The organism is Microbacterium testaceum, from assembly GCF_003075375.1.
Lineage (GTDB): Bacteria > Actinomycetota > Actinomycetes > Actinomycetales > Microbacteriaceae > Microbacterium > Microbacterium testaceum_E.
On the sequence record NZ_QDFT01000002.1, the window covers coordinates 141,515 to 164,948 of the forward strand.

Sequence of the window (23,434 nt, forward strand, 5' to 3'; positions counted from 1 at the left end):
GCGTCGCCGAGAGCCTCTTGACAGCGGTGCCGCCGTGCGCGTGCGGACGACAGGGGGCGCGCCGCGCCGCGCGGCCCGCCCCCTGTCGATCAGGCGTCGGCGACGGCGTCGCGGGCGTCGCTCGCCCGCTCTCGCACGCTCGTGGCCGCGTCGGTCGAATCGTCCTTGACCTGTTGAACGGCTTCGGCGGCCCGATCCTTGACGGCGGCGGCCGCCTCGCCCGCGGGCTGACGGAGGTCGTCGACCAGCTCGTGCGCGACGTCCTTCGCCTGCTCGACGAGGGGTTCCGCCGCGTCCTTCGCCCTCGCCGCCGCATCGCGCTCCGCACGGGACGGGGGGATGAGCGCGGCCGCGATGAGCCCGGCGGCGAAGGCGGCGAGGCCGACTGCCAGCGGGCTGCCCTTCGCGGAGTGACCGACGTCGTGCGCCGCATCGCCCGCTCGATGGGCGAGCGAGGCCGCCGCAGAACCGGTGTCGTCCGCCGCGCCCATCAGGCGCTCGCGCACGCCGCGGACCGCGCCGTGCAGTTTGTTCTTCTGCCGGTCGACGATCTTGGACGGTGTCACCTTGTCGGCGAGGGCGTCCACGTCGGACCCGAGGTCCGCACGGGTGCGCTCGATCTCGGCGCGGATGGCTTCTGGTGAGTCGGTCATCGGTTCTCCTCGTTTCTGGTGAATGCATCGGGGATCTCCTGCAGGGTCGCCGCGGTCTGCGGAGCGCCCTGCACCTTCCCGAGTTCGGAGCGGCCCGTCGCGTACAGCACGGCCGCGAACACCGCCCAGAGCGCGGCCACGACGAGTCCCGACCAGCCCCAGCCGATCAGGGTCGCCAGCGCCGCCCACAGTGCGAGCGACAAGAAGAGCACGACCATCCCGCCCGCGTATCCGGCGGCGCCCAGGAGCCCGCCGGCCTTCGCCGACTTCGACGCGGAGTCCTTCAACTCCGCCTTGGCCAGCGCCAGTTCCTGCCGCATCAGCGTGGACATGTCGCGAGTGACTTCGCCGACGAGCTCGCCGAGCGAGGTCGTCGCGGCGCGCTGCTCAGACGGTGTGGGGTCGGTCATGCGAGCCCTCCTCACGGATGCCGTCGAGTCGAGCGGCCGATTCGGTGTACAGCGGAGGATCCCCACCGTCGGCGTCGTCGATCAGTCCCGTGTCGTCGGTGCGTCCCGCGTCGTCGACCACCGCGGTCGAGCCGGCGAGGCCGCCGCCGACGGCGGGGGCGGTCGCGATCGGGACGGAGGGGTCGGAGCCGGCGGGCTCGTCCGTCCGACGGGCCGCGGCATCGGCGTCCGCGAACAGCGGTCCACCCGACGCGGACGGGGTGTGCGATCCGCCGGCGGTCGCACCGCCGTCCGTGGATCCGGCCGCGATGGCTCGTCCCAGTCGTCCCGCCACGATGCCCGCGACGGCGGCGACGGCGATGAACGTGCCGGGTCGCCGTCGCGCGAAGCTCGCGACGTCTTTCATCAACTGCTGCGGATCGCGATCGGCCAACCATGAGCCGACCGTGGTCACGTGTCCGGCGGCCCGGCGGACCAGGTCGCCGGCGATGCCGCCGTTCTCATCGGCATCCGCCATGCGCGTCAGATCGTCGCCCATCGTGCTCAGGCTGTCGGCTACCCGCTGCTGTTGCGTCGCGGCATGGTCCGAGAGCTCGCGCCCCGATTGGGCGACGAGATCGCCGAGCTGCGCCTTCGCCTCGCTCGCGACCGCCGCGGCCTCGTGTGCGCTGCTCTCGACGACGCCCTGCGCGGCGTGGCCGGCCGCCTTCGCGGTGTCGGCTGCCTCGTGCGTCGCCGCACCCGCTTTCGCGGATGCGCCGGTGTCCTCGTCGTGCGAGGTGGTGAATTGCGACATGTTCGCTCCTTCCGTCCGGGAAGGTCCGGTCTAGGGGCGACCGAGGGGGCTTGACGCGGGCCTTGCGCCATGGTGGGCATCGTGCAACGCGCGCAACGGCCCGAGGAATCGCGGTGGGCGGTCCGTGGCGCACGTCGCCCTCGCGAGCCCGCTCCCGGCGCGGCGTGCGACTGGGTACGATCGACGGTCGTGCAGACGTCTTCCGACACTCCCTCGCCGACCCCCGCGGAGTCGACCCTGCAGCGCGCGCTCCTGGCGTACGGCGAGGCGCGTCGTTCCGCCGCCGTCGATGCGCGGCGCGAACTGTCGCTGAACGAGCTCGACGCCCGGGCGCTCCTGTTCATCGCCGAGAACCCGGGCGCGCGTCCCTCGCACGTGCGCGATCACCTCGGCATCACCTCGGCGGGGGTGACCACGCTGATCGACCGGCTGGTGCAGCGCGAGGCGGTGCGCCGCGATCTGGACGACGACGATCGCCGCGTCAACCACATCACCGTGATCGTCGATCTCGACTCCCCGCCGTGGTGCCGCCTGCGCGCCTTCGACGACGACATCGAGTCGGCGATCGCCTTTCTCGACCCGACCGAGGCCGACCGCCTCGCGAGCGTGATCGACGAGTTGACCTCCGCCGCGACCCGCTGAGACGCGGACTCGCGCGGGCGAGCGGCGGGCCGACGTGCGGAGGGCGCGTCCCGCTCAGTCCGCGGCGGATGAGGTCGCGAGGAACGCTTCGGAACGCGCCTGCAGGAACGAGCACAGGGCGGCGAGGGTCGACAGTTCCCCCGCGAGCGCCATGACGCGCCCCGCGGGCAGGGGGGCGGCATCCTCCCGGGGTTCGAAGGTCACGGCCCAGGCGGTCGATCCCTCTTCGGCTCCGGGCGCGACGAAGAAGGTCGTCGAGACGCTGCGCAGCTTGGCCGCGATGAGTCCGGCGTCGGAACCGTCGTCGCTGTCCTGGGGGATGACGCGCAGGATCTCTGCGTCGTCGTAGCCGAGGTCGCGGAAGTCGTCGACCCACTGCTGCAGGGTGGTCATGGTGCGGAACGGCATCGGCATCCCTTCGGCGAGCGGCGCCGAATGGCGACCGGGTCCATTATCTCGATGCAGATGCCCGCGAAAGCGCTCGGATGCGGAATGCGATTGCGTAACGCGGCTTTCGAATCGCGCACGGCGTCCGGGGGCGCCGAAATACGCGAAAGGCGCCTTTCGCCCGGATACGGTGAATGCGGGTGGGGGCACTCTGATTCGCGGGATTCGGCTCGACGACTGCGTGAGAGCGGTTTCATATCGCGCTCGACCTCATCGGGCAATGGTCTTGCCGCACATTCTCGGACGATTTAGGAAACTCGCGTGGAGCATACGAATATCGAATCCCGGGACGCCGAGACGGTCGAGCACCTCTGGCAGAGCGTCGTGCCCGGAGCCCGGATCTCGCGCACCGAGGCGATCCAGCCCGCGCTGGCGTGGCATGCCGCGACCGAACCCGGCTTCGCCATCTGCGACTACACGATCGGCTCGACCATGCTCGTCGAGTCCGACCCTCGTGACCAGGTCGTGCTCGGGCGCATCGCCGGCCCGCGCGTGACCGGGACCTACCGCCGCGAGCGCATCGACACCTCGACCCCCTTCATGGTCGTGGACCGTCCTCTCGAGATCGCCTTCACCGGGCGCATCGCCGGATCGGCCGTGTCGTTCGCACGGTCCGACTTCGACGACGCGGCCCGCCGCCTGTCGGGCGACGACTCCCTGCGCGTGCGCGCCACCGGGCACGGGCCCGTGAACGAACAGCGGCTGCGCTACTGGTCGCGCACGTGGGAGTACAGCCGCGACGTGCTCCTGCGATCCTCGGAGCGGACGCCCCTGATCGAGCAGCAGGCCCGCACGCTTCTGCTCGAGGCATCGCTGCTGACCTTCTCGACGACGTTCACCGACGCGCTGGCCGCCGGCCGCCCCTCGCGCCCGCTGCCCGCGCCGGTGCGCCGCGCCAAGGCGTTCGTCGAGGCGCACGCGGCCGAACCCGTCGTGCTCGCCGACATCGCGCAGGCCGCCCGGCTCTCGCCGCGTGGTCTGCAGTACGCCTTCCGTGCCGCGACGGGGCGCACCCCCATGCAGTACCTGCGCCGGGTGCGCCTGGACGCGGCGCGCGCTGAGCTGCGCAACGCCGACCCCTCGGTCGAGACGGTCGCGGCGATCGCCGCCCGGTGGGGGTTCTCGAACCTCGGTCGCTTCGCGGCGATGTACCGGGGCGAGTTCGGCGAGACCCCGTCGACCACGCTGCGCTCCTGAGCCGGCGGGCCCGCGTCGCCCGCCCGTCAGTGCCCGGCGCCCATGCCCCCGCTCAGGCGGTCGTGGAACAGAGCGGCCGTCGGGTTGAGCCCTTCGAGTTCGACGGTGGTGCCCAGGTGCGCGTACTTCGTGCGCACGGCATCCAGAGCCGCCACCGTCGAGGCGTCCCAGACGTGCGTGCGCGACAGGTCGATCACGACCCGTGACGGATCGCGGTGGTAGGCGAACTTCGTGGTGAGGTCGTTGCTCGAGGCGAAGAACAGCTCGCCCTCGACGACGTAGCGGGCGAGGTCGCCCTCGACCGTGCGGGTGACGCTCGTGAGGCTCGCGACGCGGCGGGCGAACAGCACGGCCGCGGCGACCACGCCGACGCCGACGCCGATCGCCAGGTTGTGCGTCCACACCGTGACCGCCACGGTCAGCACCATCACGATCGTCTCGCTCAGCGGCATTCGCCGCAGGGTCGAGGGGCGGATGCTGTGCCAGTCGAACGTCGCGATCGACACGACGATCATCACGGCCACCAGCACCGCCATCGGGATGATCGCGACGACGTCGCCGAACGCGAGGACGAGGACGAGCAGGAAGACGCCGGCCAGGAAGGTCGAGATGCGGGTGCGCGCTCCCGAGGCCTTGACGTTGATCATCGTCTGGCCGATCATCGCGCAGCCGCCCATGCCGCCGAACAGGCCCGACAGCACGTTCGCCGCTCCCTGGCCGAGCGACTCGCGGGTCTTGGACGAGGGGGTGTCGGTGATGTCGTCGACCAGGGCCGCGGTCATGAGCGACTCGAGCAGACCGACGATCGCCATGGCGACGGCGAACGGCAGGATGATCCCGAGCGTCTCGCCGGTCAGCGGCACGTTCGGCAGCAGCAGCGAAGGAAGACTCTCGGGCAGGGCGCCCTGGTCGCCGACGGTGGGCACCGAGATGCCGAACACCACCGCCGCGCCGGTCAGCAGCACGATCGCGACGAGCGGGGCCGGGACCGCCCGGGTCAGCCGCGGCAGCAGGTACATGATCGCCAGGCCCGCGGCGGCGATCGGGTACACGGCCCACGGGACGCCGATCAGCTGGGGCACCTGGGCGATGAAGATGAGGATCGCGAGGGCGTTGACGAAGCCGACCATGACGCTGCGGGGGATGAAGCGCATGAGCTTGGCCACCCCGAGCAGGCCGAGGATTACCTGCAGGATGCCACCGAGGATCACCGTCGCGAGCAGGTAGTCGACGCCGTGCTCGCGGGCGACGGGCGCGATGACGAGGGCGATCGCGCCGGTGGCCGCCGAGATCATGGCCGGCCGCCCGCCGAGGAACGCGATGGCCACCGCCATCACGAAGGACGAGAACAGGCCGAGCCGGGGGTCGACGCCGGCGATGATCGAGAACGCGATGGCTTCGGGGATGAGCGCGATCGCGACGACGAGGCCGGCGAGCACCTCGCGCGTGAGCAGGCGCGGGGAGCGCAGGGCCTGAAGGACGGTCGGTTCGGGGCGCGGGCGCGCGAGGACGTCTGTCATCGTGTCTCCGGATGGTGGGGGAGGGGACCCGCGGCGACGCGGGGAAGAATAGAGGGGTCGCGATCGCGACCGAGAGAAACTCTACCGTAACGTGAGGGTTGCGGGATCGGGGATGCCATGACCGAGGAGCGTCCGATGCAGATCGGCGAGCTCGCCGAGCGGACGGGCCTGTCCATCCGCACGCTGCGCCACTACGACGAGATCGGTCTGTTGCGCCCCTCGGCCCGCAGCGAGGGCGGCTTCCGCCTGTACACGCTCGACGACGAGTCGCGGCTGCTGCTCATCCGACGCATGAAGCCCCTCGGCTACTCGCTCGAGCAGATGGGCGAGCTGCTCGCGGTCGTCGACGGTCTCGAGGCCGATCCGCGCGACGAGACCCTGCGTGCCCGCCTCGCCGACATCCGCACCGAGGCGCGGGAGCGGCGCGAAGAACTGCGGCGCAAAGCCGCCGCCGCCGACGAGTTCGTCGCCCAGTTGGAGGCTCGATGACCGCCCACGACCTCACGCTCGAGGGGCACGGCATCCGTCTCGATCCCGCCCTGCCGTCCGACGCCGCCAAGGCGTGGCCGCTGACCGACCCGCAGCTGTGGAGCCGCATGACCACGGCGTGGGCGGACTCGGTCGACGCCTACGCCGCGCGCGTCGAGCAGCAGCGGGCGACTCCGGGGCTTTACGCCTTCACGGTGCGGGATGCCGTCACCGGCGCGGTCCGCGGGGCCACGACGTTCTACGAGTACGTGCCCGCGCAGGGGCGCGTCGAGATCGGTACGACGTGGTACGGCCGGGCCTTCCAGGGCGGGGCGACCAATCCCGCGGCCAAGCTGCTGCTGCTCGAGCACGCCTTCGAGGTGTGGTCGGTGAACCGCGTGGCGCTGCGGTGCGACGCGCGCAACGAGCGCAGCGCACGGGCGATCGAACGCCTCGGGGCGACCCCCGAGGGGCGCCTGCGGCAGCACCGCATCGCTCCCGACGGCTCCGTCGGCGACACCCTGTACTTCTCGATCCTGCGCGCCGAATGGCCCGCCGTGCGCGCGGGGCTCGAGGCGCGTCTGTCCTCCGCCGCGCCCGCCTAGCCCGGCGCCCGGTTCGGCCGCCCGCGGGTCGTCCTCGGGCCGCCTCCGGGCCGCCTCCGGGCCGCCCTCGGGCCGCGAGACTGCACGCGGCTGACAACTCGGCGACATCCTGCAACCGGGATGTCAGAGGCGTGCAGTCTCGACGGCGCGGCGGGCGCGGCGGGCGGGGCGGGGTCAGGCGCGCGCGGCGGCGGCGGCGCGGCGGCGGGCGAACGCGCGCGCCTCGGCGAACAGCTCGAGGTCGATCTGCACGTGGCGGCGGGCGAGCTCCGCGGCCTCGTCGGGCGAGGCGGCGACGATCGCGGCGACGATGGCGTCGTGCTCGCGTGCCGCGCGCGACTCCATGCCGCGGTGGCTCTCGCGATCGCCCCACGGGTGCGCGGGCGCCGACAGCGACAGGTGACGCTCGTGCTCGAGCAGGATCTCGCGCAGCGCGGTGTTGTGGGCGGCGTCGATGATCGCGAGGTGCAGCAGGCTGTCGGCGCGTTGCTTCGGATCGCCCGAGGGTGCCGCGTGAAAGGCGGCGAGCCGCTCGCGCATCGTCGCCAGGTCGGCATCCGTCCGTCGTTCGGCGGCGAGGCGGGCGAGCGAGGAGTGCAGCAGAGAGCTCGCGGTGCACGCGTCGACGAGGTCGCTCCAGCGCTCCTCGAACCACCGGTCCACGCCCACCACCACCGAGTCGGGCCACTCCTGGGCGACGAAGGTGCCGCCGCCCCGGCCTCGGCGGCGCTCGATGAGGCCCCGCGTCGACAGGTCGTCGAGGGCCGCCCGCACGGTCGTCCGGCCGACGCCGAGCAGGGGCGAGAGGTCGCGCTCGGCGGGAAGACGCGTGCCCGGCAGGAACTCACCCACCGCGACAGCGGTGATGAGGCGTTCGGTCACACGCTCCACCAGGGGAGCGTCGTCGGTCTCGGCCATGGGGTCCCGTCGTTTCCTCCATGTTAATTCCGCAGAAAAGGTTTGCCAACGCACCTTTACCGGGTCCACGATGACTCCATGCACCGCGAGATCACCGTCCCGTTCCACGACGGCTTCACCTGGGCCCGCCTGACCGAGCCCGCCGAACCCACCGGCGCCGCGCCGCTGTTCGTCCTGCACGGCGGACCGGGAATGGCCCACGACTACGTCCGCAACCTCGACGCGCTCGCCGATCTCACGGGCCGCACGGTCGTGCACTACGACCAGATCGGCTGCGGTCGCAGCTCGCACCACCCGGACGCTCCGCGTGGACAGTGGATGCCGCAGCTCTTCGTCGACGAGTTCCACAGCCTTCGCGCGGCCCTGGGGATCGAGAGCTACCACGTGCTCGGTCAGTCCTGGGGCGGCATGCTCGGCGCCGAGATCGCCGTGCGCCGACCCGCGGGGCTCGAGGGTCTGATGATCTGCAACTCCCCGGCATCCATGCAGCTCTGGCTCGAGGGCGCGGCGCGCCTGCGCTCCGAACTGCCCGCCGAGCACCGCGAGGCCCTCGACCGTCACGAGGCGGACGGCACCCTCGATCACCCCGACTACGTCGAGGCCACGCGCGTGTTCTATGAGCGCCACGTCTGCCGCATCACGCCCATGCCCGAGGACTTCGTCGACAGCGAGGCGCAGATGCTGGCCGACCCGACGGTGTATCACACCATGAACGGGCCCAACGAGTTCCACGTCGTCGGCACCGGACGCGACTGGACGATCATCGACCGCCTGCCGCAGATCGAGGTGCCGACCCTCGTCGTCGCGGGCGAGTTCGACGAGGCCACGCCCGAGACGTGGGCGCCGTTCGTCGAGCACATCCCCGGCGCCCGCTCGCACGTGTTCGCCGGCGCGAGCCACTGCACTCACCTCGAGATGCCCGACGTCTTCCGCGGGGTCATCGCCGACTTCCTCGCCCCGCTTCCCTGACCCGAACCCGCCCCACCCGCACACGCCCCACCCGAACCCGCCCGCCCCACCCGAACCAGGAGTCTCGATGTCGAAGACCACCCCCGAGGCCCAGCAGCAGCTGGAGTCCTTCGGCTACACGCAAGAGCTCAAGCGCTCCATGTCCACCCTCGACCTCGTCGTCTACGGCCTGGTCTTCATGGTGCCGATCGCCCCCTGGGCCATCTTCGGCGTCGTCTACAACGCCGCCAGCGGCATGGTCCCGCTGGTGTACATCACCGGCGTCGTCGCGATGATCTTCACCGCTCTCGCCTACGCGCAGATGTCCAAGGCGTTCCCGATCGCGGGAAGCGTCTTCTCGTACGTCGGCCGCGGACTGCACCCCACCGTCGGCTTCTTCGCCGGGTGGGCGATCCTGCTCGACTACCTGCTCGTGCCGACGCTGCTGTACGTCTTCGCGGCGTCCAGCATGGCGGGCATCTTCCCCGACGTGCCGCAGTGGATCTGGGCGGTGTCGTTCGTGATCATCAACACCGTCATCAACGTGCTCGGCATCGGCTCGATCAAGATCGCCAACCGGGTGATGCTCGTCATCCAGCTCGCTTTCGTGGTGATCTTCGTCGCGATCGCGATGATCGCGCTGAACGCTGGAACGATCCCCGGCGCCGAATTCACCATGGCCCCGGTGTGGGATGCCGAGAAGGTCAACCCCGCGCTGATCGCCACCGCCCTGTCGATCGCGGTGCTGAGCTTCCTCGGCTTCGACGGCATCTCGACGATGGCCGAGGAGTCCACGGGCGACCGCAAATCGGGCGGCCGCGCCATGATCATCGCCCTGCTCGTGGTCGCCGTGCTGTTCATCACCCAGACGTGGTTCGCGAGCGCGCTGGCCGCCGGCACCGTGTCGTTCGGCGACGACGAGGTCAACAACGCCTTCTTCGTCCTGGTGGCCAAGGCCGCCGGTTCGGGCTGGGCGACGGCGTTCCTGGCCGTCAACGTCATCGCGGTCGGCATCGCCAACGCCGTGGCCGCCCAGGCCGCCACCTCGCGCCTGCTCTACTCGATGAGCCGCGACCGCCGCCTGCCCGCGTTCCTGTCCAAGGTCACCGCGCGTCAGGTGCCGATGGCGGCGATCCTGCTGGTCAGCGGGATCTCGCTGGTGCTCGTGCTGTTCTTCGTCGGCCAGATCGCGGTGATCTCGTCGCTGGTGAACTTCGGCGCTCTGCTCGGATTCCTGCTGCTGCACGTGTCCGTCGCCGTGTACTACGTGGGCAAGAAGAAGTCGAAGAACTACCTGCTGCACCTGATCGTGCCGGTCGTCGGGTTCCTCATCATCGGCTACGTCCTGCTCAACGCCGACATCACGGCGAAGGTCGGCGGCATCCTGTGGCTCGTCATCGGCGCCGTCGTCTACGTGATCTTCGCCCGCCGCGACCGCTCCACCCCGGCACCCTCGCCCGAGCGCGCCACCGCGACCGCGGGCGAGGGCGGCGGCGAGGTGGCCCCCCGATGAGCGACGTGACCCACTCCCTCGGCAGGGAGCACGGTCGCCCGGGCTTCGATGCCTCCGTTCCCGCGGCGCTGCGCATCCAGCCCGGCACGGGCGAGACGATCGCGTTCGAGACCGACGACGCCGTCTACGCCGAGCTGCACGAGCACGGCGACCTCGCGGCCCTGCGGGCGCCGATCAACCCGGTCACGGGCCCGGTGTACGTCGAGGGCGCGCGTCCCGGGGACGCCCTCGCGGTGCACGTGCACGAGATCCGCCTGGGCGCCTACGGCTGGTCGCAGAGCCTTCCGGGAGCGGGCGCCCTGCAGCACCGCATGCCCGATCGCGTCGTCAGCCGGCGGATCCCCATCGACGCCGAGGGGGTGCACCTGACCGACCGTCACGTGGTCGCACCGCGTCCGATGATCGGGTGCATCGGCACCGCCCCCGCCCAGGGGCGCAACTCGACCGTCATGCCGACGACGGCGCTCGGGGGCAACATGGACGTCACCGACGTCGCCCCCGGCGCCACGGTGTACCTGCCGGTCGAGGTCGAGGGAGCCCTGCTGTCGATCGGCGACATCCACGCCGTCATGGCGCGCGGTGAGTCGTCGTTCGTCGCGATCGAGGCGGCGGGCGTCGCGGTCGTCTCGATCGAGCTGATCCCGGATGCCGGGCTGCGGGCGCCCCGGATCGAGACGGCCGACGAGTGGGTCTTCGTCGGTCTGGGCGACCCGGTGCAGGAGAGCATCCGCCGCGGCTACGAGGACGTGTTCGACCACCTCGTGGACGAACGCGGGTGGGACCGGATGGACGCCTACGCCGTCATGAGCGCGCTCGTGCACAGCGAACTGGGCGGTCCCACCGGTTCGGAGCAGCCCGACCCGCTGCACCCCTTCCGCGCCGTCGGGGCGGTGACGCTGCACCGCCTGCCCAAGAGCGTGCTCTGACGGTCCGCCCGTCGACCGCGATTCGGACGAGCGCGGGGGCCGTGTAAGATCGTCCCTTGGAAGTGTGTCCGAGCGGCCTAAGGAGCATGGCTGGAATCCATGTAGGCGGGGTAACTCGCCTCGCAGGTTCAAATCCTGTCACTTCCGCCAGACGAAGAGCGTCACCCACGAGGGTGGCGCTCTTCGGCGTTCACCCCACCGTTTCGCGATCGGGGGCGGTCGTGACGGCGCCGGGTCGGACGACCAGGGCGCGAGGCAGCAGCCGCGCGCGAGCGCGGCGGCCGGCGCCGACCCGCGCCGCCAGCGAGGCGCGCACCCGCTCGACGGCCGCGGCCAGCGCGGGGCCGCGCGCGGGATCCGCGGCGTCGCCGGCGTAGCTCGCGCGCTCCAGCGCCTCGCGCAGCAGGTCGACGTCGTCGGCCTCGGCCCCGTGCTCCTCGACCAGTCGTGCGGCGAAAGCGCGCGGGGACTCGGCACCGGGGGCGGGGATGCCGAGGTCCACCGCGTCCTCTCGCACGGCCGTCCACGCGGCCACGGGATCGCCCGCCCGCGCGTCGGCGAGGCGCCGGCGACGCAGCACCGACCGGACCGTGCCCGGCGCGGCAGCCGCGACCAGCAGGACCAGCAGCACCACGACCGGGACGACCCAGCCCGTGCCGACGCGCGTGCCGACGGTGCCGCCGGCGCCGCCCTGCGCGTCGATGTCGCCGCGGTCGGCCTGCGAGGGTGCGGCCGAGGGGGCGGCTTCGGGGGCGGCGGCATCCTCTTCGGGAGTGGTCGGCGCCGTCGTGCCCCCGCCGGTCGTCCCGGAGGCGAAGTTCGTGGGCACCCCGAGGCTGTTGGTCGGTTCGAACGGCACCCAGCCGATGCCCTCGAAGTAGGTCTCGGGCCAGGCGTGCAGCTGACTCGACGACACCGTGTACTCGGTGCCGCCCTGCTGCGGGATGCTCGACGCCGTCCCCGGCAGGTAGCCGATGACGATGCGGGAGGGGATGCCGAGGGTCCGCGCCATCACGGCGAACGCCGAGGCGTAGTGGACGCAGTAGCCCGCCTTGACCTGCAAGAAGTCGGCGACGGCGTCGAGACCGGCGCCGTCGAAACCGGCGTCGACGGGGGCATCGAGCGAGTAGCGGAACGAGCTGCCGCGGAACCACGACTGCAGCGCGATCAGCTGGTCGTACGGGTTCTGCGCGCCGGCGGTCACCTCGCGGGCGGTGTCGCCGATCACGGCGGGGACGTCGGCGGGCAGCGCGCTCAGGCTCGCGTCGACTCCGGGGCCCCCGGTCGAGCGCGAGCGGATCTGCTCGAGCGTCGGGCGGGGGACGTTCGCCTGCACCTCGTAGACCTGGTCGCGCGTGGACCCGGCGCGAGTGACGACGGTGCGGTTCTGCGGCATCCCGAGCCAATCCCCGGTGAGACCCGAGACGGTCGACGCGGGGTAGGGGACGGGCAGCCACGGGCTGTCGAGCTGGTCGACGGTCACGGTGGTGGTCCAGTCGGCCAGGGTGATGTCGCCGTCGACCGCCGGGGCGTCGAAGACGGGGCCGTCCGCGGGCACGGGCACCGTGTCGGAGCTGTCGGGCTGCCACACCGTGCCGTCGAAGGTCGACAGGGTGACGGCGCGCAGATACGGCGCGGTGGGGGCCGTGGTGCGGACGGTCAGCACGTCGACCTCGCGCGGCTGGCGCAGGTCGTTGCCGAGCTCGAGGTTGGGGTTGATGGTGGTGCCGACGCCGCCGGTGCCGCCCGTGGCGAAGCGCAAGCCGGGCTGGGGCAGGAGCGGGGTGGCGACGATCGCGACGATCACCGCGACCGCGGCGACCCCCAGTGCGGTCGCGGACACCCCGAACAGGTGCGGGGAGCGGGCCCGCGTCTCGGTGGCGGTGCGCGCGCGGGTGTCGACCCGCAGGAGGAACAGCAGGGCGGCGGCGAGCAGCACGAAGGCCACGACGTCGACGTCCGAGGGGATCGCGATCGTCGGGATCAGCGAGACGGCGACCAGGCCGACCCCCGCGAGCAGCGGCATCCGCGCCGTCAGGACGACGTGATCGAGGACGATCGCCAGGCCCCCGATCGCGGCGACGAGCAGGAACGCCAGTCCCGTCTCGGGTACCACGGGTGCGACGCCCACCCTGATCTCCTCGGCCGCCGCGTCGAGAAGGCGCGGCACGGTGGCGAAGGTGCCCGGGGTGGGGACGACCAGGAGCAGCGAGGTGGTCCGACCGAAGATCGCGGTCAGCAGAGCCACTCCCGCGACGATCTCGGCGACGCTCGCGAGCACGGCGGGAAGGCGCGCGAGGCGCACCAGCAGACCCGCCCCGAGCACTCCGGCGGTGACGAGCACGGCACCCGCGACCCAGGGGCCCGGGGCGATGACCGAGAACACCGGCAGCAGCGCGGCGGCGATCGCGACGAACAGACCGAGCGTCAGCAGCGAGGCATCGCGTCGGCGGCGGGGGGTGCGCAGCACCGTGACGTCAGCGCCCGACACCGGCGTACCCCTGTTCCATCGCGTCGTCCCAGGCGGCGGCGACATCGCCGCCGGGCTGCAGGATCGCGGCCCGCCATCCCCCGGCGCGCAGGCGGTCGAGCTCGACGTGCTCGGTGACGACCAGCAGCACGGGGAGCGCGGAGTGGTTCGCCACGCCGCCGAGCGTCGCGCGGTCCTCGGGCCCCAGAGCCCCGGTGATCACGACCACCGGACCGGCCAGCGCGGCGGCCGAGGCCGGGACCACGCGGTGGGCGGGGTCGTCGGGGCGAGCGCGCAGCGACGCGAACCCGGCGGCCGCGGCGCGGGCCTCGACGTCGTCGCCGCCGTCGACCGGGTCGGTCAGCAGCGTGCCGTCGCTGTCGACCACGTCGACGGTGTAGCCCTCGTGCACGAGCCGCGCGACGACCGACACGCACGCCGTGACGGCGGTCTCGAACGCCGCGTCGGACCCGGGGGCGTGCGTGGCCGCGGGGGACCAGCGCGAGACGGCCCGGTCGAGGACGACGGTCGCCGCCGGGCTGGACTCCTGCTCCTCCTGCCGCACCATCAGCGTGTCTCGGTGGGCCGTCGCCCGCCAGTGAATGCGGCGCATCGAGTCGCCGGGGGCGTAGGGGCGCGCGACCAGGTTGTCGGCCCCCTGGCCGAGCTGCAGGGTCGTGGTCTGCCGCGTCCCGCCCGCCTCACCCGAGGCCGAGGGCAGCGCACCTAGGTCGACGACCGCGGGGGCGACCGTCACCGGCGTCGTACGGCCCAGCGCCAGGCGCCGCCGGAGCAGGCCGAAGGGATCCGTCGTGACGATCTCGAACGGACCGAGGGCGTGGATGCCACGCGTCCTGCCCACGATGTCGTAGCGCGCCTGCAGGCCCCCGCCGCGGCCCGAGAGCGTCGACGCGGTCGCGGGGGAGGGGCCCTCGGCGAGTCCGGTCACGCCCGACGGCAGGACGTCGCGCCACCGGCCGGGACCGCTGGGCAACGTGCTGCGCAGTCCCGCCCGCACGGCCACCGTCGCCGAACCGCCCACCTCGGGGACTTCGGGCGTGATCGCCCGCGAGACCGTTCCGGCCCCGCGGGTCAGCAGCAGGGCCACGGCCGAGGCGGCCAGCAGCGCCACCATCAGCGTGGCGAAATACAGGAGTTCCGGGATGCCGGCGCGCTGCGCGATCACGAACGCCGCCACCGCGAGAAGCAGCGCCCCCGTTCCGCGCAGGGTGAACGGCCACCAGCGGCGCACGCGGCGACTCACGTCCTCGACGCGAGGGGCACCCGCACGCTCGTGGCGATGCGCTCGAGGGCGTCGACCACGACCGCGGCCCCCGCCCGTCCGCCGGCCGCCGACCGGTTGGGGATCAAGCGGTGCGCGAAGACGGGTGAGAGCAGCGCCGTGATGTCGTCGGGGATGACGTAGGCCCGCCCGTCCAGTGCCGCGCGCACCTTGGCGGCGCGCACGAGCTGCAGGGTCGCGCGCGGGCTCGCGCCCAGGCGGATGTCGGGGTGGCTGCGCGTGGCCTGCGCGAGGGCGACGACGTATTCCTCCAGCGCCGGGGCGACGTGCACCCCGCGCGCCCACGCGATCATCGCCGTCACCTGGCGGGCGCTGACGACGGGGGTGAGCCCGTCGAGCGGATTGACGGTGTCGCGCTGACGGAGCATGAGCGCCTCGGCGGCGGCATCCGGGTACCCCATCGAGATGCGCAGCAGAAAGCGGTCGCGCTGCGCCTCGGGCAGCGCGTAGGTGCCCTCCATCTCGAGCGGGTTCTGCGTCGCGACGACGAGGAACGGCGAGGGCAGCACGTGCGTGCGCCCGTCGACGGTCACCTGGCGCTCCTCCATCGCCTCGAGCAGCGAGGACTGCGTCTTGGGCGAGGAGCGGTTGATCTCGTCGGCGATGACGATGTGGGCGAACACCGCGCCGGGGGTGAACTCGAACTGCCGCTGCACCGGGTTGAAGACGGAGACGCCGGTGATGTCGCCCGGAAGCAGGTCGGGCGTGAACTGGATGCGGCGCACGTCGGCGTCGATCGTGGCGGCCATCGCCCGCGCGAGCATGGTCTTGCCCACGCCCGGCACGTCTTCGATGAGCAGGTGCCCCTCGGCCAGCAGGGCGATCAGAGCGCTGCGGACCGCGTCGGGCTTGCCGTCGATGACCCGCGACACGGATGCCACGATGTCCCCGGTCAGGCGGGCGAAGGCGTCCGCGTCGAGGGGGCCGTCGGCCCCCGGGCGGGCAGGGGCGGTGTCGGCGCGGCGCAGCCGTGATGTCGCCTCGGGCGTGACCGTCTCGTCCATGGCATCCCTCGTGTCGCGGGGGCGGAGGCGCGTCCTCGCCGCCGTGACCTGATCGTAACCTGCGTCTCGGGACCCGGGGGCGGAATGGGCGGGGCGCACAGGCGTCACTCGGGTGATGCACCGGACCCTAGGATCGGGGCATCGGCCCAACGGAGGAGCCCGCGCATGGCAGCTGCCACCCCCCACGCCTTCACCCACGTCCTCGCCGTCGACATCGGGGGGACCAAGGTGGACGCCGCCGTCGTCTCGGTCGACGCCGAGGTGGAGCGCTCCAGCGTCCAGCGCCGACCGACCGGGCGCGACGCCGACCGCGACACCATCGCCCGCAACGTGCGCGACGCCGCCGCCGCGGCGCTCGCCGCCGCGCCCGACGCCCGCGTGGGGGCGATCGGCGTCGGAAGCGCCGGCCCGGTCGACCTGCCGGCGCGGACCGTCTCTCCGCTGAACCTGCCGCTCGCGGCCGGTCTGCCGATCGACGAGGTGCTCGGCGGTCTCGTCGACGGCCCGATCCACCTGGCCCTCGACGGGACGTGCATCGCGCTCGCCGAGCACTGGCGCGGAGCGCTCGTCGGCTGCGACGACGCGATGGCGATCGTGGTGTCGACGGGGGTGGGCGGCGGGTTCGTGATGGGCGGTCGGCCCATCACGGGAGCCAGCGGCAACGCGGGGCACCTGGGCCAGACGTTCGTGCGCACCATCGAGGGCGACGAGGTGGTGGCATCCACCCTCGAAGCCGTCGCGGCGGGACCGGGGACGGTCGCGTGGGCCCGCGCGCAGGGCTGGGCGGGCGAGACGGGGCTCGACCTCGCCGCGTCCTGGGCGGCGGGCGACGAGATCGCGGTGCGCGCGGTCCGACGCTCGGCCACCGCGGTCGGCCAGGCCATCGCGGCGGCGGCGACGCTGTGCGACCTCGAGGCGGTCGCGATCGCCGGAGGCTTCGCCCAGGTCGCGCCCGACTACGTCGATCAGGTGCGGACCGCGGCGCAGGCGGCCTCGCTGCACGCCTACGCCCGGCGCTGCCGCATCGTGGGGTCGGGTCTGGACGGCGACGGTCCGCTGCTGGGCGCGGCCGCCCTGGCGCTGCGCGAGCTGCGGGACTGAGCGTCCCGCGCCCGCGCCGTGTGAGAGACGCCCCGCGCGTCGGGTAGGCTGTACTCGGCTCTCCGCGTGGCGGCATCCAGGCCAACTCCCCCAGGACGGAAACGTAGCAAGGGTAACCAGGCTCTACCGGGTGCGCGGAGGGTCTTTTTCTTTGCCCGGATGCCGTTCCCGGCTCACTCGCGGCGGTCGGCCGTCCCCTCCGCCCGGTGCGTCTTGCGCCGGCGGCGCACCGCGGCGATGACGACCGGCAGCACCGACACCGCGACGATGACGATCACGAGCACGTCGATGTTGTCCGCCACGAACGGGATGCCGCCCAGCAGCACCCCCACAAGGGTCATCGCGCACGACCACCCGACGGCGCCGACCGCGTTCCACAGCAGGAAGCGGCGATAGGGCATGTCGGCCGTCCCCGCGACCAGCGGCACGTAGGTGCGCACGACGGGGACGAAGCGACCGACCACCAGCGACAGACCGCCGTAGCGCGCGAAGAACGCCTCGGCCTCGGCCAGGCGCGCGGTGCTCAGCAGCCTGGCGTCGTCGCGGAAGAGGCGCCTTCCGAAGCGGCGGCCGAGCCAGAAGCCGACCTGGTCGCCGGCCAGGGCTGCGATCGAGGCGACCAGGGCGACCTGCCACGGGCTGATGCCGAGCGGACCGCTCAGGATCGCGGCGGTGACCAGCAGCGAGTCGCCGGGCAGGAAGGGGAAGAGGACCCCGGATTCGATGAACACCAGCAGCGCGATGCCGCCCAGCACGAACGGGCCGAAGGCCTGCAGCACCGAGGCGGCGTCGAAGGGATTCAGGGCGGTGAGCATGGGCGGACGTCCTCCGGTCGATGGCGGTGGGTCCGCCCGTGTCGACGCGCATACGCCGACGAGGCCGACTGTAGGACCCGTGCTCCCAGACGCCGCCCAGATTGACGGCGGGGGCTCCTCGTGGATGCGTTCGCGCGTCAGCCGCGGGCGAAGGGCCCGTCGAGCACCGCCCACTGCAGCAGCATGATGGTCTTGGCATCCTGGATCGAGCCGTCGCGGATCATCGACAGGGCCTCGTCGATGTCGTACTCGAGGATGTCGATCTCTTCGCCCTCGTCGATCAGGCCGCCGCGGTCGCCCTCGCGGGTGGAGCCGTCGTAGGCGGCCGCGAAGAAGTGCAGGCGCTCGGTCACCGACCCCGGACTCATGTAGACGTCGAACACGTGCTGCACGTCGTCGACGCGGACGCCCGTCTCCTCCTCGGCCTCGCGACGGATCGCGGTGACGGGGTCGTCGTCGTCGAGCAGCCCAGCGGCGGTCTCGACGAGCATGCCGTCGGGGTGGTCGTTGACGTACACGGGATAGCGGAACTGCCGGGTCAGCAGCACGGTCCGTCGTGCCGCGTCGTACAGCAGGATCGTCGCGCCGTTGCCGCGGTCGTAGGTCTCGCGCGTCTGGGTGACCCACTCGCCGTCGTCACCGCGGTAGCGGAAGGTCGTCGCGCGCAGCACGTGCCAGCCGGCGGCGAGCAGCTCGACGTCGTCGACGCGCACGCGCGGGTTGCGGTCGAGGTCGCGGCCGGTGAGGTGCAGACCCGTGCGGCCGCGGTGGTCGGGGACGGTGGTTCCGGGGGCGTCAGAGGTCACGGTCGCGAGCCTAGACGCGCGGGGTCACGATGACTCGACGCCGAAGCAACCCCGGAGCGATGTCGGGGCCCCGCAATAGGCTGAACGCGTGACGCAGAGCATCTACATCACGTCGGCCGAAGGTCATTCGGGCAAATCCTCCGTGGCTCTGGGCGTCCTCGACGCCCTCAGCCGGGTCACGCCGCGCGCGGGGGTGTTCCGTCCCATCGCGCGGTCGACCGCCGAGCGCGACTACGTGCTCGAGATGCTGCTCGACCACGACAGCGTCGACCTCGAGTACGACGACTGCGTGGGCGTGACCTACGACGACGTGCGCGACGACGCCGACGCCGCCCTGGCGCGCATCGTCGAGCGGTACAAGGCCGTCGAGGCGCGGTGCGACGCCGTGGTCATCATCGGCAGCGATTACACCGACGTCGGCAGTCCCGCCGAGCTCGCCTACAACGCCCGGATCGCGGCCAACCTCGGCGCCCCCGTGCTGCTCGTGCTCGGAGGTCGCGCGCAGCAGGGTCACAGCGAGACGCTGGGCCTGTCGGTGGCCCGCACGCCGCAAGAGGTCGGTCAGATCGCCTCGCTCGCGATCTCCGAGCTGCAGCACGAACGCGCCGCCCTCTTCGCCGTCATCGCCAATCGCGCGGATGCCGATCACCTCGACCCGATCGTGGCATCCGTCCGCCAGGTGGTCGACGCTGCTCCGTTCGCCGGGGCCGAGGGGCGCACGGTGCCGGTGTGGGCTCTCCCCGAGGACCGCTTCCTGATCGCCCCCTCGGTGCGCGGCGTGCTGCGCTCGGTCGAGGGCGAGCTGATCAAGGGCGACCCGGCTCTGCTCACGCGCGAGGTGCTCGGCGTCGTGGTCGCCGGCATGTCGATGGTCAACGTGCTGCCCCGGCTGCAGGAGTCCGCGGTCGTCGTGATCCCGGCCGACCGCACCGAGGTGCTGCTCGCGGCGCTGCTCGCCAACGCCTCGGGCACGTTCCCCTCGCTCGCGGGCATCGTGCTCAACGGCGGCTTCGAGCTGCCCGACGCGATCGTCCGCCTGATCGACGGCCTGGGCTCGCCGCTGCCGATCATCGCCACCGACCTCGGCACCTACGACACCGCGGTGCGCATCATGAACACCCGCGGTCGCCTCGCCGCCGACTCGCAGCACCGCTACGACACGGCGCTGGCGCTGTTCGAACGGCACGTCGACACCGAGCTGTTGACGAGCGAGCTGGGCGTCGCGCGCCCGAGCGTCGTCACCCCGCTGATGTTCGAGTACGGCCTGGTCGACCGCGCCCGCACCGACCGCCGCCGCATCGTCCTGCCCGAGGGCAACGACGATCGGGTGCTGCGCGCCGCGGCCACCGTGCTCTCGCGTGGCATCGCCGACCTGACGATCCTGGGAGAGCCGATCGAGGTGCGCGGCCGGGCCATCGAGCTGGGCATCGACATCCGCGACGCCGAGGTGCTCAGCCCGTTCGACGCCGTCCACGTCGACAAGTTCGCCACCGAGTACGCGCGTCTGCGCGCGCACAAGGGCGTCACGTACGCCCAGGCCGCCGACACCGTCACCGACGTGTCGTACTTCGGCACGCTCATGGTGCACCTCGGGCTCGCCGACGGCATGGTCTCGGGCGCCGCGCACACCACGGCGCACACCATCCGCCCGGCGTTCGAGATCATCAAGACGGCGCCCGGGGTCTCGGTCGTCTCGAGCGTGTTCCTCATGGCCCTCGCCGACCGCGTGCTGGTCTACGGCGACTGCGCCGTCATCCCCGATCCCACCAGCGAGCAGCTCGCCGACATCGCGGTGTCGTCCGCGGCGACGGCCGAGCAGTTCGGCATCGCCCCGCGCGTGGCGATGCTGTCGTACTCGACGGGGGAGTCCGGCACCGGAGCAGACGTCGAGAAGGTGCGCACCGCCACCGCGCTCGTGCGCGAACGCGCCCCCGAACTGCTGGTCGAGGGCCCGATCCAGTACGACGCGGCGGCGGACGCCGCGGTGGCCCGCGCGAAGATGCCCGGGTCCGCGGTGGCGGGTCGGGCGACGGTCTTCGTCTTCCCCGACCTCAACACCGGCAACAACACCTACAAGGCCGTGCAGCGCTCGGCGGGCGCGGTCGCGATCGGCCCGGTGCTGCAGGGGCTCAACAAGCCGATCAACGACCTGTCGCGCGGCGCGCTCGTCGACGACATCGTCAACACCATCGCGATCACCGCGATCCAGGCGCAGGGAGGCGCGCGATGAGCGTCGTGCTCGTGGTCAACAGCGGCTCCTCGTCGTTCAAGTACCAGCTGCTCGACATGGCCACCGAGAGCGTGCTCGCGGTCGGCCTGGTCGAGCGCATCGGCGAGCCCGCGACGGCCACCGGCGCCGGGGGCGTCGCGACGCACACGGTCAAGGCCGCCGCTCTCGCCCCGACCGACGGACCCGCGCCGACGGTGACGGATGCCACGGTCACGATCGAACGCGAGATCCCCGACCACACCGCGGGCTTCGCCGTCATGCTGGAGGCCTTCGCGGCGCACGGCCCCTCGCTCGAGCAGTACGCGCCGGTCGCCGTGGGGCACCGCGTGGTGCACGGCGGCGCCCGCTTCTTCGCGCCCACGGTGGTCACGCCCCTGGTCGAGATCAACATCGACGAGTTGTCCGTCCTGGCGCCGTTGCACAACCCCGCGAATCTTGCGGGCATCGTCGCGGCCAAGAAGGCGTTCCCCGCGGTGCCGCACGTGGCGGTGTTCGACACCGCGTTCCACCAGTCGCTCGCTCCCGAGGCCTACACCTACGCGATCGACCGCGACCTCGCCGAGGCGCACCGCATCCGTCGGTACGGCTTCCACGGCACCAGTCACAAGTTCGTCAGCGAGGCCGCCGCGGCGTTCGTCGGCCGCCCGCTCGCCGAGCTCAAGCAGATCGTCTTCCACCTGGGCAACGGGGCGTCGGTCACCGCGATCGAGGGCGGCCGTTCCGTCGACACCTCGATGGGTCTCACCCCGCTCGAGGGGCTGGTCATGGGCACCCGGTCGGGCGACCTCGACCCCGCGGTGCTGCTGCAGCTCGCGCGACGCGCCGACATGTCGACCGCCGACCTCGACACCCTGCTCAACAAGCGTTCGGGCCTGCTGGGCATCGCGGGCGTCTCGGACATGCGCGACATCGGTCAGCGCCGCGATGCCGGCGACCCGGCGGCGCGGCTCGCGTTCGACGTGTACATCCATCGCCTGCGCGCCTACGCCGGTGCGTACCTGGCCCAGTTGGACGGCGTCGACGTCATCTCGTTCACGGCCGGCGTGGGCGAGAACGCCGCGGCCGTGCGCGCCGAGGCGATGGCGACCCTCGGCTTCGCGGGCGTCGAGATCGACGCCGAGCGCAATGCGGCGCGGGGGCGCGGCATCCGTCGCATCTCCACCGACTCCTCGCGCGTCGAGGTGCTCGTCGTGCCGACCGACGAAGAGCTCGAGATCGCGCGGCAGACGCTGTCGGTCGCGTAGCCGCGCGGCGAGGTCGGCCGGCGACTCAGGCGCCGGCGAGGGCCATGTGCACCTGGTACCGGTCGCCGCGGTACCACGACGTGACGTACTCGACGGGTACTCCCGCCGCGCGCGAGGTGCGGCGGAACACCAGGACGGCGGTACCGGCGGGGACGTCGAGGGCGTCGGCGACGCCGTCGGCCACGGTCTCGGCCCACACGGTCTGCTCGGCCGCGTCGATGCGCACGCCGTAGCGCTCGGCGAGGACGGCGTACAGCGATCCGGCCAGATCGTGTGCGCCCAGGTCGGACGCCGCGCGCGGCGAGTACCACCCGGTTTCGAGAGCCATCGGGATGCCGTTCGCCAGGCGCAGGCGCTCGATCGACCAGGCCCGTTCGTCCTCGTCCAGGCCGAGGGCCGCGCGCACCTCCAGGGGAGGGGTGGCCCGCTCGACGCGTCGGACGAGCGTGGTGGCGACCATCCCTCGGCGACGCATGTCCTCGGTGAACGAGGCCAGATGCAGCTGCGACTGGACGCGTTCGCCGGCGACGAAGGTGCCCTTGCCCTGGACGGTGTACAGCTTCTGCTCCTCGATGAGCTGCCGCAGCGCCTCTCGGACGGTGGCGCGGCTGACGCCGTGCCGGGTCGCCAGGTCGCGCTCCGAGGGGATGGCGGCGTGCGCGGGCCAGGTGCTGCCGATGTCCGACAGCAGGATCGCCCGCAGTTGCGCGTGCTTCGGGATCGGGCCGGGCGTGACGGTGGTCGCCGGGGCGTCGGCGTCGCGGAGTCGGGGCATGACGGCATCGACTTTCGGTGTTGACACGACCACCCCGGGCCAGTACTTTCACTGGTACGTACCAGTCCGAGCCAGTGGGCGGATCATGCGGAGGAACGGCGTTCCTCTTCAGCCTAGGCGCGAGCGGTGGTGCGGACCGCTGACCCGCCGTCTCACCGAGGAGTACCCGTGCCCGACATCCAGTCCCCGCTCGTCGGAACCGTCCGATCCCTGTCCGCCGTGCCCGACGAGCTCTTCGCGCAGGGTGTCATGGGTCCCGGGGTCGCGATCGATCCGCCCGACGAGGTCGTCGACGCGGTCGCTCCGATCGACGGCACCCTCCTGCAGGTGTTCCCGCACGCCTTCGTCGTCGTCGCCGACGACGGTCTCGCCGTGCTCGTGCACCTGGGCCTCGACACCGTCCAGCTGCAGGGCGAGGGGTTCACCGTCTTCGCCGCCAAGGGCGACCGCGTGAGCGCGGGCACCCCGATCATCGCCTACGACGTCCCCGCGGTGCGCGCCGCGGGACGGGCCACCATCGCCCCCGTCGTCGTGCTCGAGCGCTCGTCCGAGGACGTCACCGTGCTCGCCGCGCTCGACGCCGGCATCCGTCCCGGCTTGCCGCTCCTGTCCGTCTGACCCGCTCCTTCACCGTCGAGAGAGA

General features: G+C 72.4%; 23 protein-coding genes, 1 tRNA gene and 1 other RNA gene. 13 read left to right on the forward strand and 12 right to left on the reverse strand.

All coding sequences use genetic code 11. The features are described from left to right. Nucleotides 1-89: 89 nt before the first annotated feature. The 3 genes from DC432_RS01480 to DC432_RS01490 are packed head-to-tail and all read right to left on the reverse strand — an operon-like array spanning nt 90 to nt 1,859. Entirely contained in the window at nt 90-653 is a 564-nt protein-coding gene (locus DC432_RS01480) for a DUF3618 domain-containing protein (protein WP_116536376.1), read from the reverse strand. After that, the gene (locus DC432_RS01485; protein ID WP_116536377.1) at nt 650-1,063 is read right to left on the reverse strand and encodes a phage holin family protein; all 414 of its coding nucleotides are present in this window, start codon (nt 1,061-1,063) and stop codon (nt 650-652) included. Before DC432_RS01485 ends, DC432_RS01480 begins: the two co-directional genes overlap by 4 nt. After that, a complete protein-coding gene (locus DC432_RS01490; protein ID WP_116536378.1) occupies nt 1,041-1,859 on the reverse strand; it encodes a hypothetical protein in 819 nt (272 codons plus the stop codon). The genes DC432_RS01485 and DC432_RS01490 overlap by 23 nt, the downstream gene beginning before the upstream one ends. 189 nt (nt 1,860-2,048) lie before the next feature. Between DC432_RS01490 and DC432_RS01495 the strand changes: the two genes are divergently transcribed. Next, nucleotides 2,049-2,501: a MarR family transcriptional regulator gene (locus DC432_RS01495; protein ID WP_116536414.1), complete on the forward strand. Its 453-nt coding sequence runs from the start codon at nt 2,049-2,051 to the stop codon at nt 2,499-2,501. Between the two features lie 54 nt (nt 2,502-2,555). Here DC432_RS01495 and DC432_RS01500 read toward each other — a convergent pair whose 3' ends face one another. Continuing rightward, complete coding sequence (locus DC432_RS01500; RefSeq protein ID WP_133177867.1) at nt 2,556-2,909, reverse strand: hypothetical protein; 354 nt, start codon at nt 2,907-2,909, stop codon at nt 2,556-2,558. 300 nt (nt 2,910-3,209) lie between these two features. Here DC432_RS01500 and DC432_RS01505 point away from each other — a divergent pair, with 300 nt between their 5' ends. Further along, nucleotides 3,210-4,145: a helix-turn-helix transcriptional regulator gene (locus DC432_RS01505; protein WP_207770720.1), complete on the forward strand. Its 936-nt coding sequence runs from the start codon at nt 3,210-3,212 to the stop codon at nt 4,143-4,145. A 26-nt stretch (nt 4,146-4,171) separates the two neighbouring features. Here the strand turns inward: DC432_RS01505 and DC432_RS01510 are convergent, their stop codons facing one another. Beyond that, complete coding sequence (locus tag DC432_RS01510; RefSeq protein WP_116536380.1) at nt 4,172-5,665, reverse strand: SulP family inorganic anion transporter; 1,494 nt, start codon at nt 5,663-5,665, stop codon at nt 4,172-4,174. 117 nt (nt 5,666-5,782) lie between these two features. Here DC432_RS01510 and DC432_RS01515 point away from each other — a divergent pair, with 117 nt between their 5' ends. Beyond that, nucleotides 5,783-6,154 (forward strand): MerR family transcriptional regulator, encoded by a 372-nt coding sequence (locus tag DC432_RS01515; protein WP_116536381.1) that lies wholly within the window; start codon nt 5,783-5,785, stop codon nt 6,152-6,154. After that, nucleotides 6,151-6,738, forward strand: coding sequence for a GNAT family N-acetyltransferase (locus DC432_RS01520; protein ID WP_116536382.1), 588 nt, complete (start codon nt 6,151-6,153; stop codon nt 6,736-6,738). Before DC432_RS01515 ends, DC432_RS01520 begins: the two co-directional genes overlap by 4 nt. Nucleotides 6,739-6,912: 174 nt before the next feature. Here the strand turns inward: DC432_RS01520 and DC432_RS01525 are convergent, their stop codons facing one another. Next, nucleotides 6,913-7,656, reverse strand: coding sequence for a FadR/GntR family transcriptional regulator (locus tag DC432_RS01525; RefSeq protein WP_116536383.1), 744 nt, complete (start codon nt 7,654-7,656; stop codon nt 6,913-6,915). Nucleotides 7,657-7,734: 78 nt separating this feature from the next. On the opposite strand from DC432_RS01525, the gene DC432_RS01530 reads away from it, so the two are divergent. From DC432_RS01530 to DC432_RS01545, 4 genes are all read left to right on the forward strand, one after another. After that, complete coding sequence (locus DC432_RS01530; RefSeq protein ID WP_116536384.1) at nt 7,735-8,625, forward strand: proline iminopeptidase-family hydrolase; 891 nt, start codon at nt 7,735-7,737, stop codon at nt 8,623-8,625. A 67-nt stretch (nt 8,626-8,692) separates the two neighbouring features. Further along, entirely contained in the window at nt 8,693-10,117 is a 1,425-nt protein-coding gene (locus tag DC432_RS01535) for an APC family permease (protein WP_116536385.1), read from the forward strand. Continuing rightward, nucleotides 10,114-11,043 carry an acetamidase/formamidase family protein gene (locus DC432_RS01540; protein ID WP_108320620.1) on the forward strand — a complete coding sequence of 310 codons (930 nt, stop codon included), beginning with the start codon at nt 10,114-10,116 and terminating at the stop codon, nt 11,041-11,043. The genes DC432_RS01535 and DC432_RS01540 overlap by 4 nt, the downstream gene beginning before the upstream one ends. A 58-nt stretch (nt 11,044-11,101) precedes the next feature. Beyond that, nucleotides 11,102-11,193, forward strand: a tRNA-Ser gene (locus DC432_RS01545). Nucleotides 11,194-11,233: 40 nt separating this feature from the next. Here the strand turns inward: DC432_RS01545 and DC432_RS01550 are convergent. The 3 genes from DC432_RS01550 to DC432_RS01560 are packed head-to-tail and all read right to left on the reverse strand — an operon-like array spanning nt 11,234 to nt 15,820. Then, nucleotides 11,234-13,534, reverse strand: coding sequence for a DUF3488 and transglutaminase-like domain-containing protein (locus tag DC432_RS01550; protein ID WP_116536386.1), 2,301 nt, complete (start codon nt 13,532-13,534; stop codon nt 11,234-11,236). Continuing rightward, on the reverse strand, nt 13,521-14,777 hold the full coding sequence (locus DC432_RS01555) for a DUF58 domain-containing protein (RefSeq protein WP_243392977.1): 1,257 nt from the start codon (nt 14,775-14,777) through the stop codon (nt 13,521-13,523). The genes DC432_RS01550 and DC432_RS01555 overlap by 14 nt, the downstream gene beginning before the upstream one ends. Then, nucleotides 14,774-15,820, reverse strand: a complete 1,047-nt coding sequence (locus DC432_RS01560) for an AAA family ATPase (protein WP_116536387.1) — start codon at nt 15,818-15,820, stop codon at nt 14,774-14,776. Before DC432_RS01560 ends, DC432_RS01555 begins: the two co-directional genes overlap by 4 nt. A gap of 165 nt (nt 15,821-15,985) precedes the next feature. Between DC432_RS01560 and DC432_RS01565 the strand changes: the two genes are divergently transcribed. Together DC432_RS01565 and ffs are read left to right on the forward strand one after the other, a co-directional pair. Continuing rightward, nucleotides 15,986-16,921, forward strand: coding sequence for an ROK family protein (locus DC432_RS01565; protein WP_116536388.1), 936 nt, complete (start codon nt 15,986-15,988; stop codon nt 16,919-16,921). Between the two features lie 53 nt (nt 16,922-16,974). After that, nucleotides 16,975-17,071: signal recognition particle sRNA small type (ffs, locus tag DC432_RS01570), an RNA gene on the forward strand. Between the two features lie 23 nt (nt 17,072-17,094). Here the strand turns inward: ffs and DC432_RS01575 are convergent. Continuing rightward, nucleotides 17,095-17,736 carry a DedA family protein gene (locus DC432_RS01575; RefSeq protein WP_116536389.1) on the reverse strand — a complete coding sequence of 214 codons (642 nt, stop codon included), beginning with the start codon at nt 17,734-17,736 and terminating at the stop codon, nt 17,095-17,097. A 137-nt stretch (nt 17,737-17,873) separates the two neighbouring features. Then, complete coding sequence (locus DC432_RS01580) at nt 17,874-18,542, reverse strand: NUDIX domain-containing protein (protein ID WP_116536390.1); 669 nt, start codon at nt 18,540-18,542, stop codon at nt 17,874-17,876. Between the two features lie 88 nt (nt 18,543-18,630). Between DC432_RS01580 and pta the strand changes: the two genes are divergently transcribed. Both pta and DC432_RS01590 read left to right on the forward strand, forming a co-directional pair. Continuing rightward, nucleotides 18,631-20,772 carry a phosphate acetyltransferase gene (gene pta / locus DC432_RS01585; RefSeq protein WP_116536391.1) on the forward strand — a complete coding sequence of 714 codons (2,142 nt, stop codon included), beginning with the start codon at nt 18,631-18,633 and terminating at the stop codon, nt 20,770-20,772. Continuing rightward, complete coding sequence (locus DC432_RS01590) at nt 20,769-22,016, forward strand: acetate/propionate family kinase (RefSeq protein WP_116536392.1); 1,248 nt, start codon at nt 20,769-20,771, stop codon at nt 22,014-22,016. The genes pta and DC432_RS01590 overlap by 4 nt, the downstream gene beginning before the upstream one ends. 25 nt (nt 22,017-22,041) lie before the next feature. Here DC432_RS01590 and DC432_RS01595 read toward each other — a convergent pair whose 3' ends face one another. Next, nucleotides 22,042-22,791 carry a GntR family transcriptional regulator gene (locus tag DC432_RS01595; RefSeq protein ID WP_116536393.1) on the reverse strand — a complete coding sequence of 250 codons (750 nt, stop codon included), beginning with the start codon at nt 22,789-22,791 and terminating at the stop codon, nt 22,042-22,044. A gap of 168 nt (nt 22,792-22,959) precedes the next feature. Between DC432_RS01595 and DC432_RS01600 the strand changes: the two genes are divergently transcribed. Then, complete coding sequence (locus DC432_RS01600) at nt 22,960-23,409, forward strand: PTS sugar transporter subunit IIA (protein ID WP_116536394.1); 450 nt, start codon at nt 22,960-22,962, stop codon at nt 23,407-23,409. The last annotated feature ends 25 nt before the right edge of the window (nt 23,410-23,434 follow it).

Bases quoted from the DNA above. Each gene is read 5' to 3' on its own strand.
- DC432_RS01480 (WP_116536376.1), bottom strand. From the start codon at position 653: ATGACCGACTCACCAGAAGCCATCCGCGCCGAGATCGAGCGCACCCGT.
- DC432_RS01485 (WP_116536377.1), bottom strand. From the start codon at position 1,063: ATGACCGACCCCACACCGTCTGAGCAGCGCGCCGCGACGACCTCGCTC.
- DC432_RS01490 (WP_116536378.1), bottom strand. From the start codon at position 1,859: ATGTCGCAATTCACCACCTCGCACGACGAGGACACCGGCGCATCCGCG.
- DC432_RS01500 (WP_133177867.1), bottom strand. From the start codon at position 2,909: ATGCCGTTCCGCACCATGACCACCCTGCAGCAGTGGGTCGACGACTTC.
- DC432_RS01510 (WP_116536380.1), bottom strand. From the start codon at position 5,665: ATGACAGACGTCCTCGCGCGCCCGCGCCCCGAACCGACCGTCCTTCAG.
- DC432_RS01515 (WP_116536381.1), top strand. From the start codon at position 5,783: ATGACCGAGGAGCGTCCGATGCAGATCGGCGAGCTCGCCGAGCGGACG.
- DC432_RS01520 (WP_116536382.1), top strand. From the start codon at position 6,151: ATGACCGCCCACGACCTCACGCTCGAGGGGCACGGCATCCGTCTCGAT.
- DC432_RS01525 (WP_116536383.1), bottom strand. From the start codon at position 7,656: ATGGCCGAGACCGACGACGCTCCCCTGGTGGAGCGTGTGACCGAACGC.
- DC432_RS01530 (WP_116536384.1), top strand. From the start codon at position 7,735: ATGCACCGCGAGATCACCGTCCCGTTCCACGACGGCTTCACCTGGGCC.
- DC432_RS01535 (WP_116536385.1), top strand. From the start codon at position 8,693: ATGTCGAAGACCACCCCCGAGGCCCAGCAGCAGCTGGAGTCCTTCGGC.
- DC432_RS01540 (WP_108320620.1), top strand. From the start codon at position 10,114: ATGAGCGACGTGACCCACTCCCTCGGCAGGGAGCACGGTCGCCCGGGC.
- DC432_RS01560 (WP_116536387.1), bottom strand. From the start codon at position 15,820: ATGGACGAGACGGTCACGCCCGAGGCGACATCACGGCTGCGCCGCGCC.
- DC432_RS01565 (WP_116536388.1), top strand. From the start codon at position 15,986: ATGGCAGCTGCCACCCCCCACGCCTTCACCCACGTCCTCGCCGTCGAC.
- DC432_RS01575 (WP_116536389.1), bottom strand. From the start codon at position 17,736: ATGCTCACCGCCCTGAATCCCTTCGACGCCGCCTCGGTGCTGCAGGCC.
- DC432_RS01590 (WP_116536392.1), top strand. From the start codon at position 20,769: ATGAGCGTCGTGCTCGTGGTCAACAGCGGCTCCTCGTCGTTCAAGTAC.
- DC432_RS01595 (WP_116536393.1), bottom strand. From the start codon at position 22,791: ATGCCCCGACTCCGCGACGCCGACGCCCCGGCGACCACCGTCACGCCC.